At 71.2% G+C, this 15,392-nt stretch carries 13 protein-coding genes; 7 read left to right on the forward strand and 6 right to left on the reverse strand.

The window, feature by feature from the left end:
* On the reverse strand, window positions 1-2,173 hold a 2,173-nt coding region (gene hrpB / locus VGT80_RS08435; RefSeq protein WP_327454773.1), incomplete at its 3' end, for an ATP-dependent helicase HrpB.
* Window positions 2,174-2,342: 169 nt separating this feature from the next.
* Complete coding sequence (locus VGT80_RS08440) at window positions 2,343-3,923, reverse strand: APC family permease (protein ID WP_327454752.1); 1,581 nt, start codon at window positions 3,921-3,923, stop codon at window positions 2,343-2,345.
* Window positions 3,924-4,159: 236 nt separating this feature from the next.
* Here VGT80_RS08440 and VGT80_RS08445 point away from each other — a divergent pair, with 236 nt between their 5' ends.
* The 4 genes from VGT80_RS08445 (at window position 4,160) to VGT80_RS08460 (ending at window position 7,511) form a co-directional block, all read left to right on the forward strand.
* A complete protein-coding gene (locus VGT80_RS08445) occupies window positions 4,160-4,840 on the forward strand; it encodes an MBL fold metallo-hydrolase (protein ID WP_327454775.1) in 681 nt (226 codons plus the stop codon).
* Between the two features lie 49 nt (window positions 4,841-4,889).
* Window positions 4,890-5,627, forward strand: coding sequence for a response regulator (locus tag VGT80_RS08450; RefSeq protein WP_327454754.1), 738 nt, complete (start codon window positions 4,890-4,892; stop codon window positions 5,625-5,627).
* 61 nt (window positions 5,628-5,688) lie between these two features.
* Window positions 5,689-7,032 (forward strand): sensor histidine kinase, encoded by a 1,344-nt coding sequence (locus VGT80_RS08455; protein ID WP_327454756.1) that lies wholly within the window; start codon window positions 5,689-5,691, stop codon window positions 7,030-7,032.
* 263 nt (window positions 7,033-7,295) lie between these two features.
* A complete protein-coding gene (locus VGT80_RS08460) occupies window positions 7,296-7,511 on the forward strand; it encodes a general stress protein (protein ID WP_327454758.1) in 216 nt (71 codons plus the stop codon).
* On the opposite strand, the gene egtB is transcribed toward VGT80_RS08460, so the two are convergent.
* Window positions 7,508-9,721, reverse strand: a complete 2,214-nt coding sequence (egtB, locus tag VGT80_RS08465; protein ID WP_327454760.1) for an ergothioneine biosynthesis protein EgtB — start codon at window positions 9,719-9,721, stop codon at window positions 7,508-7,510. The two genes, VGT80_RS08460 and egtB, sit on opposite strands and share 4 nt — an antisense overlap.
* 222 nt (window positions 9,722-9,943) lie before the next feature.
* On the opposite strand from egtB, the gene VGT80_RS08470 reads away from it, so the two are divergent.
* Complete coding sequence (locus VGT80_RS08470) at window positions 9,944-10,483, forward strand: sigma-70 family RNA polymerase sigma factor (protein WP_327454762.1); 540 nt, start codon at window positions 9,944-9,946, stop codon at window positions 10,481-10,483.
* A gap of 137 nt (window positions 10,484-10,620) precedes the next feature.
* Here VGT80_RS08470 and VGT80_RS08475 read toward each other — a convergent pair whose 3' ends face one another.
* Window positions 10,621-10,791, reverse strand: coding sequence for a hypothetical protein (locus VGT80_RS08475; protein ID WP_327454764.1), 171 nt, complete (start codon window positions 10,789-10,791; stop codon window positions 10,621-10,623).
* 104 nt (window positions 10,792-10,895) lie between these two features.
* On the reverse strand, window positions 10,896-12,641 hold the full coding sequence (locus VGT80_RS08480) for a CocE/NonD family hydrolase (protein ID WP_327454766.1): 1,746 nt from the start codon (window positions 12,639-12,641) through the stop codon (window positions 10,896-10,898).
* A gap of 118 nt (window positions 12,642-12,759) precedes the next feature.
* Between VGT80_RS08480 and kynB the strand changes: the two genes are divergently transcribed.
* Entirely contained in the window at window positions 12,760-13,389 is a 630-nt protein-coding gene (kynB, locus tag VGT80_RS08485) for an arylformamidase (RefSeq protein ID WP_327454768.1), read from the forward strand.
* On the forward strand, window positions 13,386-14,618 hold the full coding sequence (gene kynU, locus VGT80_RS08490; protein WP_327454770.1) for a kynureninase: 1,233 nt from the start codon (window positions 13,386-13,388) through the stop codon (window positions 14,616-14,618). Before kynB ends, kynU begins: the two co-directional genes overlap by 4 nt.
* Here the strand turns inward: kynU and VGT80_RS08495 are convergent.
* The coding region (locus tag VGT80_RS08495; RefSeq protein ID WP_327454772.1) for a glycosyltransferase family 9 protein at window positions 14,611-15,392 on the reverse strand (782 nt) is incomplete at its 5' end. The genes kynU and VGT80_RS08495 overlap by 8 nt on opposite strands.

Below are 15,392 nucleotides of genomic sequence, written 5' to 3' on the forward strand. Positions count from 1 at the left end.
CGAAGGCATTGCCGGTGGGCGCGGTCCAGCGGGCGGGCGCTTCAGTGTCGAGGCGGCGCTGCAGGTCCCAGGGGATCAGGGCGCGCAGCGCGGTGTCGAGGGCGTCGGGCTTGAGGGCGGCGAGCGACCGGACGCCGGTGAGCAGCGGCGCCAGCCAGTCGTCGAGGCGGGCGATCAGGGCGGCGTCGGACAGGTCGGGCCAGGCCGGGTTGGTCTGGCGCAGGAAGGCCGCGCGCTGGCGCAAGGACTGGACCGCGTCTCCGAACGGCAGGGCGGCGAGGCCCTCGGCGCGGACGCGGTCGGCGAGCGCCTGGGCGACCAGGGCCGGATCGGGATTGTCGACCAGGGTCTCGCGGACCGTGAGCTTTCCCAGCCGCAGGATGCGCTTGGCGCGCAGCTTGCCGGCGCCGCTCTCCTCCAGCCGATCCTCCGCCTCGAGCTGGTCTGCGAAGGCGGCCGCGATCTCCGCCGCCTCAAGGGGGGCGGCCAGCAGGATGCGGTCGCGCACGCTGCCGCCGCCGAGCTCGCCCACCGCCAGCCAGGTTTCGCGGGCGAGCGCATCGGTGGGTTCGACAAAGGCGCCGCGGCCGCTGACCAGCTGGAATTCGCCCTGTGGGCCACGCTGCCGGGCGACGCGCTCCGGATAGGCGAAGGCGAGCAGCAGGCCCTCGGAGATGGGTTCGGCGCACCCGGCCTTGCCGGCCATGGCCGTCCAGCGATCGGCCAACGCCTTCGCATCGCGGCCGCGGGGGCTGCGGTCGCGGTCGAGGGCCTCGAGGCGGTGGCGCAGGTCGGCGTCACGACCACCCAGGCCGCGCTCGGTGATGAGGGCCGCGATCCGCGCGGCGCGCGGGGCCTGCCCGCTCGCCTGGGCCTTGAGGATCATGTGCGCGAGACGCGGGGCCAGCGGGAATTCGGCGAGCGCGCGGCCGTGCGGGGTGAGCACGCCGTCCGGGGCCAGGGCCTCCAGGCGAATCAAAAGGCTGCGCGCCTCCGCATAGGCCGCGGCGGGCGGCGGATCGAGGAAGGCGAGGCCGGCCGGGTCCCTGGCGCCCCAGCGGGCGAGGTCCAGCGCCAGGCCCGAGAGGTCGGCGTCGAGGATCTCCGGGTCGGCATAGGCCGGCAGGGAGCGGGTCTCCGGCTCGTCCCACAGGCGGTAGCAGCCGCCGGGCTCGGTGCGGCCCGCCCGGCCGCGGCGCTGGTCGGCGGCGGCGCGGGAGACGCGGACGGTGGCCAGCCGCGTGAGGCCGCTCGCCGGATCGTAGCGCGGCACGCGGGCGAGGCCGCTGTCGATGACCACGCGCACGCCCTCGATGGTCAGGCTGGTCTCGGCGATGGAGGTGGCGAGCACGATCTTGCGCTGGCCCGGCGGGGCGGGACCGATGGCGCGGTCCTGGTCGCGGGGGTCGAGGGCGCCATAGAGCGGCGCGACAGCGATCTCGGGCCGGCCGCGCAGGCGCTCGGCCAGGCGTTCGGCGGTGCGCAGGATCTCGCCCTGGCCGGGCAGGAAGACCAATAGGGAGCCGGTCTCCTCGGCCAGCGCGCGCTCGCAGGCGCGGACCACCTGGTCCTCGATCCGCGCCCGGTCGTCGCGGCCGAGGTAGCGGGTCTCTATCGGGAACATGCGGCCCTGGCTTTCGACGACGGGCGCTCCGCCTTGAGTATCTGGGTCCAGCAGGCGCGCGACCGCGGCGCCGTCGAGGGTGGCGGACATGACCAGCAGGCGCAGGTCCTCGCGCAGCAGGCCCTGGGCGTCGCGGGCCAGGGCCAGGCCGAGGTCGGCGTCGAGGCTGCGTTCGTGGAATTCGTCGAAGATCACGCACGCCACGCCGGCCAGCTCGGGATCGGCGAGGATCATGCGGGTGAAGACGCCCTCGGTGACCACCTCGATGCGGGTGGCCGCGGAGATGCGGCTCTGCATCCGCACGCGGTAGCCGACGGTCTCGCCGACCTTCTGGCCGAGCGTCCTGGCCATCCGCTCGGCGGCGGCGCGGGCGGCCAGACGCCGGGGCTCCAGGACGATGATCTTGCCGTCGCCGCGCCACGGCTCGCCGAGCAGCTCCAGCGGGACCACGGTGGTCTTGCCCGCGCCGGGCGGGGCGACCAGCACGGCGGCGTTGCGCTCGGCGAGCGCGGCCTTCAGGGCCGGCAGGGCCTCATGGATGGGGAGAATGGGATCCAAACCTACCCGTCCCATTCATGGGGAGGAGGGACCATCCGCCGAACGGAGTGAAGAGCGGATGGTGGGAGGGGCAAGCCGGCGCAGTGCGCTTGGCTCGCCCCCTCCACCACTCGCTCTTCGGCGAGTGGTCCCCCTCCCCCGCGTCGCAGGGGAGGCAGGTTCAGCCCTGCCCCTCCGGGTCCTCGCCGACCCGGTGCGGCAACTCGCGCGGCTCGCCCTCGGCGCCGGCGACGACAACGCCCCGGCCGAGCGCCGACATGCGGATCCCGTAGAGGAAGTAGATGACGATGCCGACCGCCAGATAGATCAGGAAGAAGTTCCGGGTGGCTTCGGTCGACATCAGGCTCATCAGCAGCACCAGGCACATCAGCGCGCCGGCGATCGGCACCGCCGGGAACAGCGGCGTGCGGAACGGCCTGACCAGGCCGGGTTCGCTGGCCCGCAGGTAGATCACCGTGATGCAGACCAGGGCGAAGGCGGCGAGCGAGCCGACGTTCGACAGGTCCGACAATGCGTCCAGCGACAGGAATCCCGCCGCGCCCATGGCGGCGATGCCCACGATGATCGTGTTGATCCAGGGGGTGCGGAAGGTCTTGTGCACAGTGGCCAGCGAGCGCGGCAGCAGGCCGTCGCGGCTCATGGTGTAGAAGATCCGCGTCTGGCCGTAGAGCAGCACCAGCATCACCGACGACAGGCCGGCGATGGCGCCGATCTTCACCAGCACCGAGAACCACTTCAGCCCCATCATGTCGGTGGCGAGCGCAATGGGCGCCGGCACGTCGAGCTGGGCGTAGGGCACGATGCCCACCAGCACCGCCGAGGTGGCGATGTAGAGCACGGTGCAGATGACCAGCGCGCCGAGGATGCCGATCGGCATGTCCTTGGCCGGGTTGCGGCTTTCGGCGCCGGCCGTGGAGACCGCCTCGAAGCCGAGATAGGCGAAGAAGATCACCGCCGCCCCGTGGATCAGCCCGCCGATGCCGTACTTGTGGGAGGTGTCGCCGGTGATCACCGACATCAGGGCGCGGCCCGTCTGATGCCAGATATCCATCGCCGTGCCGGGCGGCCGGGCGGGGATTTCCGCCGGGATCAGCGGCGACCAGTGCGCCGGGTGGACGTAGCGCGCGCCGATGACGATGAAGGCGATGACCACGGTCAGCTTGATGGCCACGATGATGTTGTTGACCGTCGCGCTCTCCGAGACGCCGCGGACCAGCAGCAGGGTGACGAGGCCGATGATCACGATGGCCGGCAGGTTCATGACCCCGGTGGCGACGACGGTCCCGGCCATGTCCTTGACCGCCACCTCCGGGGCGGCGGTGAGCTCAGGCGGCACGATCCAGCCGATGTCGTGCATCAGGCTGACGAAATAGCCCGACCAGCCGACGGCGACGGTCGAGGCGGCCAGGCCGTATTCGAGCAGCAGCAGCAGGCCCATGACCCAGGCCGCCCCCTCGCCCATCGAGGCGTAGGTGTAGGAATAGGCCGAGCCCGAGACCGGCAGGGCCGAGGCCAGTTCCGCGTAGCAGAGCGCCACGAAGGCGCAGAGCAGGCCGGTGATCACGAAGGAGACCATGATGCCCGGGCCGGCGAACTGCGCCGCCGCGCGACCGGTGAGCACGAAGATGCCGGTGCCGATGATGCAGCCGATGCCCAGCAGCACCAGGTTGAGCGCGCCCAGCGAGCGCTTCAGCTCCCCGTGTTCGTGCTCGGCCTGGATCTGGCCGACCGATTTGCGCAAGAAGATGCGCCCTATACCTGCAGCGTTCGCCATAAGGCTTGGTCCTCGTTTCCCCGACTCTCCCTGGGAGAGCGCTTGGGCGGCACGCTAGCCGCGCCGGAGGCGCCCGGCAATCTCCGGTCTCCGAAGCCTCGTCGAGCCTGCTGGCTTTGTTGTGGATTCCCCCGCGCACCCTATTCTAACGGCGACCACCGCCTGCAAACGGAACGCCCTTGTCCGCCTCGCCCCAACCCCAGCTGCCGATCCGCGCGGTGATCGCCCCGGTCACCCCGCTGCAGCAGAACTGCACCATCGTCTGGTGCGCCAAGACGATGAAGGCCGCGGTGATCGATCCCGGCGGCGAGGTCCCCCGCCTGCTCGAGGCGATCAAGCATTATGGCCTCACCCTGGAGAAGATCTGGATCACCCACGGCCACCTGGACCACGCCGGCGGCACGGCCGCCCTGAAGGAAGCGACCGGGGTCCCCATCGAGGGGCCGCATCCGGACGACGCCTTCTGGATCGACCAGATCGAGACCGCGGCCGCCCGCTGGGGCATGCCGGAGGCCAGGGGCTTCACCCCCGACCGCTGGCTGCACGACGGCGACACGGTCACCCTGGGGGAGACGGAGTTCGAGGTCTACCACTGTCCGGGACACACGCCCGGGCATGTGATCTTCTTCCACCGCGAGGGCCGCTTCGCGCAGGTCGGCGACGTGCTGTTCCAGGGCTCGATCGGGCGGACGGACTTCCCGCGCGGGAACTACGGCCAGCTGATCGAGGCGATCACCACCAAGCTCTGGCCCCTGGGCGAGGACGTGCGCTTCGTCCCCGGCCACGGACCGATGTCGACCTTCGGCCAGGAGCGTAAGACCAATCCGTTCGTCGCCGACGAGATGCTCGCCGAGATGCGCGAGAACACATCCGGGCCCGGGTGATTTCAAACGCGAAATCCGGGTGTTACGCTGGGCCCGCAAGCATGCCCGCATGGAGCTATCGACCGACATGACCACCTCAGGCGCGCGCATCCTGATGGTGGACGACGACCCCGGCATCCGCGACGTGGTCTCCGACTTCCTCGGCAAGCACGGCTACAAGGTCTCCACCGCCGCCGACGCGCGCGAGATGGAGCAGGCGCTGGAGCGCGGCCCGGTCGACCTGATCGTGCTCGACATCATGCTGCCGGGCGAGGACGGACTGGCCGTCTGCCGGCGCATCGCCTCGGCCGAGAGCGGCCCGCCGATCATCATGCTGTCGGCCATGGGCGAGGACACCGACCGCATCGTCGGCCTCGAACTGGGCGCCGACGACTATCTGGCCAAGCCCTGCAATCCGCGTGAGCTCTTGGCCCGCATCCGCGCCGTGCTGCGCCGGGCCGAGGCGCGCGGCAGCGGCGGCTCCGGCGTCGGCGCCAGTTGCGAATTCGCCGGCTGGGCGCTCGACCTGGTGCGCCGCGAGCTGCGCTCGCCGCAGGGCGTGGTGGTGAACCTGTCGTCCGGGGAGTTCTCCCTGCTGCGGGTGTTCGTCGAGCGGCCGCAGCGGGTGCTGACCCGCGACCAGCTGCTGGAACTGGCCCGCGGGCCCGACAGCGACGCCTTCGACCGCGCCATCGACGTCCAGATCAGCCGGCTGCGCCGCAAGCTCGACGACGGCGGCGGCCAGGACCTGATCCGCACCATCCGCAACGAAGGCTATATGTTCACGCCGAAGGTGCGGCGGGTATGACCCTGCTTCGCCAAGGCTTCGCAGGATGGGTCCTTCGTAGCTCCGCCAGGAGCGAAGCAGGATGACGCTCTTCCCGCGCGCCCGGCCGACCGCCTCGCTGTTCGTCCAGCTGCTGACCATGACCCTGCTGACGCTGGTCGCCGCCGAGGCGATCAGCCTGCTCCTGATCTTCAACCTGCCGCCGCCGACGCCCGATTTCTATCGGCTCAGCGAGATCAGCCAGGCGTTCAAGGGCGCGAACCAGACGTTCGCCGAGCGCAAGCCGCTGGAGCTGCGCGTCGTCGACACCCCGTCCGGCGGGCCCCTGGACCCGCGCGTCGCGCCAAAGCTGCGCGGCGACCTGGCCAAGGCGATGGGAGTCGCCCCCGAGCAGGTGTTCATCGGCATCGACCGCAACCCCTTCTCCGACCGGCGGGTGCTGCGCACCATCCGCGATCGCCTGGAGCGCCAGGGCGTGCGCGAGGAGCACTTCCTGGTGGCGCCCTTCGAGGTCGCGGTGAAGCGGCCGGACGGTCGCTGGACCGAGGTGCGGCCGCAACCGGCCTTCGGCCTCGATGCCTGGCAGCAGCGGATCGGCATCTGGTTCGTCCTCTCGGCCCTGGCCATGGCGCCGGTGAGCTTCGTCTTCGCCCGCCGCCTCTCGGCCCCGATCCGGCTGTTCGCCGACGCCGCGGAGCGGCTGGGCCGCGATCCGCACGCCCCGCCCCTGGCCATGCGCGGCTCGGCGGAGATCGGCGTGGCCGTGGCCGCCTTCAACGACATGCAGGAACGCCTGCGCCGCTACGTCGAGGACCGCACGGCCATGGTGGGGGCCATCGCCCACGACCTGCGCACCCCGCTGACCCGCCTGCGCTTCCGCATCGAGGCCTTGCCGGAAGACCAGCGGGCGAAGATCGCCTCCGACATCGACCAGATGGAGGCGATGATCTCCGCGGCCCTGACCTTCGTGCGCGACGCCAGCCAGCCCGGCGCGCGCACCCCGCTGGAGTTGTCCTCCCTGGTGGAAAGCCTCTGCGACGAGATGAGCGAGACCGGGGCCGCCACCGAGGTGGAGACCGGGGAGAAGGTGGTGCTGGAGGGCGATCCCATGGCCCTGCGGCGGCTGTTCTCCAACCTGCTGGAGAACGCCGTGAAGTTCGGCGGCCAGGCCCGCGCCCGGGTGTTCCGCCACGAGGGCAACGCCGTGGTGGAGATCGACGACGACGGTCCGGGCATCCCGGCGCAGGACCGCGAACGGGTCTTCGAGCCCTTCTATCGGCGCGAACCGTCGCGCAACCGCCAGACCGGGGGCGCGGGCCTGGGCCTGGCCATCGTGCGCTCCATCGCGCGCGGCCACGGCGGCGACGTGGCCCTGGTCAACCGGCGCGGCGGCGGGCTCACCGCGCGGGTGCAGCTGCCCCTCTAGACGCCCCCATCCTCCGAACGATGCCGCGTCCGATCACTCGGGCGTGACGACAACTCGCGTGTGACGCGACGCAACCTTGGCTGCGTCTCAATGGTTAGCCAGACCGCAACCTAGTGAGACGCCATGTTCAAGACGGAAAACAACAGCCAACAAGCCCTTCCGTCGGGACGCCGTGACACGCGTCCTGAACACTGCGGCCGCATGACCAGCGACCGAAGCGCGTCTCGCTCGACCTGCCACGCCCGACTTGGAGAGCTTGACTGATGCCCAGCATGGATACCGGAAAGCCGCGCGCCCGCCGAGGGTTCGCCGCCATGAACCCCGAACGTCGACGCGAGATCGCCCGCAAGGGCGGCGCCAGCGTGCCCGGCGAGAAGCGCAGCTTCGCCAAGGACCGCGACCTCGCGGCCTCGGCCGGCCGCAAAGGCGGCGAAGCCTCGCGCGGCGGCGGCCGCACCCGCGGAACGCGGGAAGGCTAGCCTTTCAACAGAACGACCGCGAAGGCGGGGGTGGTAGAACGCCACTCCCGCTGGAGCTTCCAGCCGGCGGCCTGCGCCAGCCTGGCGAACCCCTCGATGGTGAACTTGTAGGAGTTCTCCGTGTGCAGGGTCTCCCCCTTCCGGAACGAGAACCGCCCGCCCGCCACTAGGACCTCCTGGTCGGCGAGGCTTTCGAGGTGCATCTCGATGCGGCTCGCCGCGGCGTTCCACACCGCCTTGTGCGCGAAGGCCTCCAGATCGAAATCCCCGCCCAGCTCGCGGTTCATCCGCGCCAGCAGGTTCTTGTTGAAGGCGGCGGTGACGCCCACCCGATCGTCGTAGGCGGCTGTCAGCTCGCGCTCCGGCTTCACCAGGTCGATGCCCACCAGGAAGGTCGCGCCCTCGCCCAGCAGGCGGCGCGCGCCGGCCAGGAAGCGCGTGGCGTCTTCCGGGGAGAAGTTGCCGATGGTCGAGCCGGGGAAGAACCCCACGACGGGTCGTCCGGCGGCGGCGGCGGGCAGCTGCAGGGCCCGGGTGAAGTCTTCGCGCAGCGGGGCGACCGTCAGGCCGGGATAGTCGCGGGCCAGCGCGTCGGAGGCCGCGGCGAGCGCCGCGGCGCTGATGTCGATGGGCGCGTAGGTCGCCACCTGCGGCGCGGCGTCCAGCAGGACGCGGGTCTTGAGGCTGGCCCCGGAGCCGAATTCGACGAGGGCCGCGCCGTCCGGGATGACCTCGGCGATCTCGCGGGCGTGGGTGCGCAGCAGGGCGAGCTCGGTGCGGGTCGGATAGTATTCCTGCAGCTCGGTGATCGCCTCGAACAGGCGCGAGCCCTCGGCGTCGTAGAAGTACTTGGGCGCCAGCGCCTTCTGCGGCCTGGATAGGCCGGCCAGGACGTCGGCCTCGAAGCCGGCGTCGGCCTCGGCGCGCGCCTCCATGCCGTCGCGGGCCAGGCGCACGCCTGAAAACATCCAGCGCTGCTGCGGATAGAAGAAGTTGCGATAGCTCGCCCGCACGTGGCCGCCGGGGGTGACGCAGGCGCCGCCGCGCAACACGAACTGGCCGGCCATGAACTTGCCGTTGTACTCGCCGACCGCCCCGCCCGCGGGCTTGAAGCCGGGGTAGGGCGAATAGGCGCTGCGGGTCCATTCCCAGAGGTCGCCGAACATCTGGCGCAGCCCCTCGCCGCCCGGCGCGGGCGTGGGCTCGAGGCGGCCCGACGACAGCAGGTTGCCGGTGACGGGAAGGCCCGCCGCGGCGTGCTCCCACTCCGTCTCGGTTGGCAGGCGGGCGCCGGCCCAGGTGGCGTAGGCGTCGGCCTCGTAGAAGCTGACATGGCTGACCGGCTGGGCGGGATCGATGGGGCGCAGGCCGTGCAGGGTCATGGCCGACCAGCCGCCGTCCGACGGCTCCCAGTAGAGGGGGCTGGTCCAGCCCTCCTCGCGGGCGCGCGCCCAGCCTTCGGACAGCCAGAGCTCGGGCCGGGCGTAGCCGCCGTCGGCCATGAAGGCGAGCCACTCACCATTGGTCACCAGCCGGTCGGCGAGCTGGAACGGCTCCAGCCAGGCCTTGTGGCGCGGGGTTTCGTTGTCGAAGGCGAAGTCTTCGCCGCCATGGCCGATCTCCACCAGCCCGCCGGGGAACCCGACAAACCCAAGGGGCGGGGCGGCCGAGCCCGGCTGGCGGCCGCGGGGCGGCGCATAGGCGGGCTTGAGCGGCGAGGCGGCGAACAGGTGCAGGATGTCCATCAGGATCAGTTCCTGATGCTGCTCCTCATGGGCCAGACCGAGATCGAGCAGGTCGGCGTAGTCCGCCGGGTCGCCGGCCAGCAGACGGGCCATCGCCTCGTCCACATGGGCGCGATAGGCGATGACGTCGTCGACCGAGGGCCGGGTGATGAGGCCGCGCTCGGGCCGCGGCTGCCGCGGGCCCAGCGCCTCGTAGTAGGAATTGAACAGATAGGCGAAGCGCGGATCGAAAGGCCGGTATGCCGCCAGCCGCGGTTCCAGCAGGAAGGTCTCCCAGAACCAGGTGGTATGCGCCAGGTGCCACTTGGCGGGGCTGGCGTCAGCCATCGACTGCGCCTGCTGGTCCTCGGGCGTCAGGGCGCGGGTCAGGGCCGCGGTGGCCTGCCGGACCGCCTGATAGCGCGCCAGCGCCTGCGACGTATCCTGCCGCGACGCGAGCCCGGCGGGCTTCTCCCCTTGGGTCATGAACGACCTCCCGTCCCCACGTGCGCTCGCCCCTGCTGCAATTCAAGGGCGACGCCAATCCTAATCGGCCAAGCTGCCGCCAACGCTGTGGCAACAGCGGCGTTCCGGGAAAAGCCCCCGGATTCCACCTTTCGAAACCCCGGAACGGATGGTGAAGGGGCGCGTTCTCGCACCGCTGGAGAGCTGTAGTAGATGGCCCGCTCGGGTCGAATGAGGGCAAGCATGGACGCGCCGTCCAGTTGGCGGGACGAAGTCGTCGGGCTGATACCGGCGCTGCGAGCCTTCGCCTGGTCGCTGAGCCACAACGGCTCCGACGCCGACGATCTCGTGCAGGACACCTTGATCAAGGCCTGGACCAATCGCGACAAGTTCGAGCCGGGGACCAACCTGCGGGCCTGGCTGTTCACGATCCTGCGCAACACCTACTACACCGCCGTGCTGCGCCGCCGCCGCGAGGTGCGCGACGAAACGGGCGAGTACGCCAGCACCCTGCGCTCCGCGCCGACCCAGGACTGGAGCGTCGCCATGCATTCGCTGCAGGCGGCCCTGCAGCAGCTGCCCGACGAGCACCGCGAGGCCCTGATCCTGGTGGGCGCGGCGGGGCTCTCCTACGAGGAGGCGGCCGAGATCTGCAACTGCGCGCTCGGCACCATCAAGAGCCGGGTGAACCGCGCCCGCGCGCGCCTCCTGAAGATCATGGAGGCCGAAGACGCCACTGACGTGATGGCGCTCGAGACCATGACGGTCGCCGGCCGGGCCTGACGCCCCCCGCTCGTCCCGGCGAAGGCCGGGATCCAGATGGAATGGTCCAGGGGCTGTCTCGAACAGCGCCGAGCGAGTGCAAGTTGCATTTGAGTTCGCGATCTGGGTCCCGGCCTTCGCCGGGATGAGCGGCAGGTCTAGGCGCTCTTGGTCTTCTTGAGCGGCGGCCGATCCGCCGCCTCCAGCTGATCGACGATCGACATCAGCCGGTCCGAAACGGGACGACCCTGCAGCCGGCCGAACATGCCGCGTAACGCCTTGTCGAGCGCCGCCTTCTTCGCACGGTCGGTTGCCGCCTTCTTGGCCATGGGGTCCCGTCCCTGGTCAGGGCGCCATTGGATACCGATGGCCCGCCTGCGACAAGCATCATCGGACACATTGCCAAGCTATATTTCAGCCCCTCGGCGGCCGGCTACTTCCCTTCGTCCGGATAGACCACCGGCAGGACCAGCGCCGAGGGGTGGGCGGCGTCCATGTAGACGCTGTTCCTCGCCACCCGCGGCGTCAGGGCGTGGCCGCCCTCTGGCTCGCCGGTGTTCGGATTGACCGCGAAGCGCGGGCTGTTGGTCGAGGTCACGTGCAGGGCGATGCGGTGGCCCTTCTCGAAGGTGAGCGCCGTCGACCATAGGTCGATGATCATCTCCTCCGGCGCGCCGGGCGTCATCGGCTTCACCTGGTCGGGCATGCGGCCGTTCCGGAAGCGGGCGCGGATCGGGGCGTCGAGGACCAGCGCCTCATAGCCATCTGGATACACATCCACCAGCTTGGCCATGAAGTCGGTGTCGGGGCCGTCGGTGGCGCCATAGAGCTCGACCTTCACCGGGCCGGTGACCACCACGTCGCGGTCGAGCACGGGGGTAGTGAAGCGCAGGTAGTCCGGCCGGGCCGGGATCGCCCGCTGATCCATGGGCCCGCGCTCGAAGGTGAGGTTGGCGCCGCCGACCGTCGGCACGGGATTGGCCGGATCGTCGTCATAGGCGAGCTTGGCCTCGGTCACCGTCGGGGGCTTCGGGGTCAGCGCCTTGTCGGGCGTCAGGTAGTAGCGCACCTCGCGGTAGGCGGGCGGCCAGTTGGCGGCGTGCAGGATGCGGTTCTTGGGCGAATAGGCGCCCTTCTCGGCGGGGCCCATCATCACATAGCTGACCGGCGGCTCGGCCATGATGCCGTTGTCGATCCCCTTCAGCCAGTAGTCGAACCAGCGGATCTCCTGGTCGCCGCCCAGCGAGAGGCGATCGAGCCCCGGATACTCGAGGTTGCCCGACAGGTTCCCGTGACCGAAGGGGCCCATGTAGAGCTTCTGGTTGCCGCGCGCGCCCTGGGCGCCGTGGTTCTGCAGGTACTCGAAGTTCGAGATGTTGCCGTGGTTGAAGATGTCGTACCAGCCGCCGACGTTGTAGATCGGGATGCGGATGTATTTGCGGTTCTCGCTCATGGCGCCGCGGTTCCAGAACACGTCGTCGACGACCCGGCGGCGGCTGGTGTCGAGCACCGCGTCGGAGACCCCCTGCCCCTTCTGCCAGCCGAGCACGTCCTTCTCCTTCAGGACGCCGCCCATGTAGGAGTTCTGCATCAGGTCGTAGGGCGCCACGACGACATAGGCGGCCAGCAGATGCGGCGGGGCGGCCATGGCGGCCTCGTCGGAGGTGATGCCCATGGCCGAGCCGCCGGAGAGGCCGACCTTGCCGTTGCTCCAGGGCCGGGCGGCGGCCCATTCGACGCTGTCGTAGCCGTCTTCCACGTCGTTCTCGAAGGCCGCGTAGAAGCCCTGTGAACGGCCCTTGCCGCGCACGTCCTGGTACACGAAGACATAGCCGGCGTCGGTGTAGCGCCTGGCCTGCTTGACCAGGGCCTCGCGAAGCTTGACGCCCTTGGGGTCCTTCTCCGGATCGATGCGGCCGTCCTTGAGGTAGGGCGTGCGGGTCATGACCACCGGCCAGGGCCCCGGGCCGGCCGGCTTGAAGACGTTGGCCGCGAGCTTCGTCCCGTCGCGCATGACGGCGATTTCCTCGACCGCGCCGGGCGGCAGGCCGGGCCATTTGGCGGGCTTGGCGGCCGGGGCCGCGGCGGCGGGCCTGGCTGCGGTCTGCGCCAGGGCAGGCGCGACGGCCATCGACAGCACAAGGGCCGAGGCCACGGTCAGCGGTGTGAAATGGCGCATCTGAAATTCCCCCCGCGGGTCTTGGCGCCCGCACGATCGATGAAAGCCCGATCTAAGCACGGCGGCGTGCGCCGCGTCAGCCCTTCCGGGGCGGGCCGGCGCGCCCTATTGATCGGGCGTGACCAGGCTCTGGGACATCTCGCAACCGCTGCGCGCCGCGCTCCCCGTCTGGCCGGGCGACACCGCGTTCCAGGCCGAGGCGACCTGGACCCACGAGGCGACGCCGGTACAGGTGTCGAAGGTGACCTTCTCGACCCATTCGGGCGCGCACGCCGATGCGCCGCGCCACTACGATCCCCATGGCGTGACGGCCGAGGCGCTGGACCTTCGGCGCTATCTCGGTCCCTGCCGGGTGGTGGACGCCCGCGGCGCCCGGGGCGCGGTGCGGCCGCGCGACGTGGCCGCGGCGCTCGCCGATCCGCCGCCGCGGGTGCTGCTGCGCACCTTCCAGGCCTTCCCGCACGACCGCTGGGTGTCGGACTTCACGGCGGTCTCGGCCGAGCTGGTGGAGGCGCTGGCGGACCTGGGCGTGGTGCTGATCGGCGCCGATGCGCCCTCCATGGACCCGGAGACCTCCAAGGACCTGCCGGCCCACAACGCGATCCGCCGGGCCGGTATGTCGATCCTCGAGGGGCTGGTGCTCGATGACGTCCCGTTCGGCGACTACGAGCTGATCGCCCTGCCCTTGCCGCTGGAGGGCCTCGACGCCTCGCCGGTGCGGGCGGTGCTGCGGGAGCTCGCGGCGTGAACCTGACCCGCGCCGAGGCCCTGGCGATGGACGCCGCCGATCCGCTGGCCCGCTTCCGCGACGCCTTCGTGCTGCCGGACGGGCTGATCTACCTGGACGGCAACTCCCTGGGCCCGCCGCCGAAGATGGCCCTGGCGCGGCTGTCGGAGACCGCCGCCGCCGAGTGGGGCCGCGACCTGATCACCAGCTGGAACACCAACGGCTGGATGGAGGCGCCGCTGCGGGTGGGGGCCAAGATCGCCGGCCTGATCGGCGCCCAGCCGCACGAGGTCGCGGTGGCCGACTCGACCTCGGTGAACCTGTTCAAGCTGGCGGCCGGCGCGCTCTCGCTGCGGCCCGGGCGCAGCACCCTGCTGGCCCAGGCGGGCGAATTCCCCACCGACCTGCATATCCTGCAGGGCCTCTCCGAGTTGCTGGGCGATCGGGCGCGGCTCAAGATCGTGCCGGAGGCGGAGCTGCTGGACGCCCTCGACGAGGACGTGGCGGCCCTGGTGCTGACCCATGTGCACTATCGTTCGTCGCGCCGCTGGGACATGGCGGCGGTGACGGCCGCGGCGCACGCCAAGGGCGCGCTGGCGCTCTGGGACCTCAGCCACAGCGCCGGCGCCGTGGCGGTCGACCTGAACGGCGCCCGGGCCGACCTGGCCGTCGGCTGCGGCTACAAGCACCTGAACGGCGGGCCGGGGGCGCCGGCCTTCCTGTTCGTGGCCGAGCGGCATCTGGCGGCCATCCGCCAGCCCCTGACCGGCTGGCTGGGTCACGCCGAGCCCTTCGCCTTCGAGGACGTCCACCGCCCGGCCCCGGACATCCGGGCGCTCACCACCGGCACCCCGCCGATCCTCAGCCTCGCGGCGCTGGAGGCGGGCATCGACCTGCATCTGTCCGTCGACCGGGCCGCGGCGGAGGCCAAGGGCGGGGCGCTGTCGGACCTGTTCATCGCACTCGTCGAGGCGCACTGCCCGGCGCTCAAACTCGCGAGCCCCCGCCGTGCGAAGGATCGCGGCCTGCACGTCTCCCTGACCCATCCGGACGGCTACGCCATGGTCCAGGCGCTGATCGCCCGCGGCGTGATCGGCGACTTCCGTGCGCCCGACGTGCTGCGGTTCGGATTTTCGCCCCTGTTCACCCGGTTCGCCGAGGTGTGGGACGCCGTGGACATCCTGGCGCAGGTGCTGGCCAGCCGCGCCTATGACCGCGAAGAGTACCGCCAGCGCGCCGCCGTCACCTGAGTTCGGCCTCGACCGCGTCGATCACCGAAGCCCAGTCGCCGGGCGCGGGCTGCCGCCGCAGCCGCGCGGTGGGATACCAGGGCGTGGTCTCGCCCGCCTCGCCCCAGCGCCAGTCGGTCATCAGGGTGGGGATCAGGATCCATACGGGCTTGCCCATGGCGGCGGCCAGGTGCGCCACCGAGGTGTCCACGGAGATCACCAGGTCGAGGCCGGCGATCAGGTCGGCGGTGTCCTGGAAATCGCCGGCCCGCGTCGCCGCCGGATCGAGGTCGAGGGCGCCGGGCAAGGCGAGCAGGCGCGCGGCCTGCTCAGGCGGCAGCGAACGGTTGGCGTCGTTGGCGTGCCGGGGATTGCCGCGCGCAGCGACGCCTATGCCACCCGAGCTTCGCGCCGCGCCGCGCAGATAGGCCGCGTTGGGCAGTGTCTCGAGCGTGACGCCGGCGCGGCCCGCGACGTCGCCGGAGGCGACCCAGGCGTCGGGATCGGGGAATTCCACCCGACCGCTCATCGCCCGGACGGCCACGCCCAGCGCGCCGAACAGCCGCTCCAGCAAGGGATTGCACAGCAGGGTGACCTCGGCGCCGCGCGCCGCCAGCCAGGGGGCGAAGCGGGCGAACATGATCTGGTCGCCGAACCCCTGCTCCCCGAAGATCAACAGCCGCTTGCCCGCGAGATCCTCGCCGCGCCACTGCGGGAACGGCAGGTCGGGCCTCGGGGCGCCGAGCTCGGGGATGTCGTGGCGGGCCTCATAGAGCGGCCAGCCCTGCGCGTAGC

The sequence above is a fragment of the Phenylobacterium sp. genome (genome assembly GCF_035944335.1).
GTDB lineage: Bacteria > Pseudomonadota > Alphaproteobacteria > Caulobacterales > Caulobacteraceae > Phenylobacterium.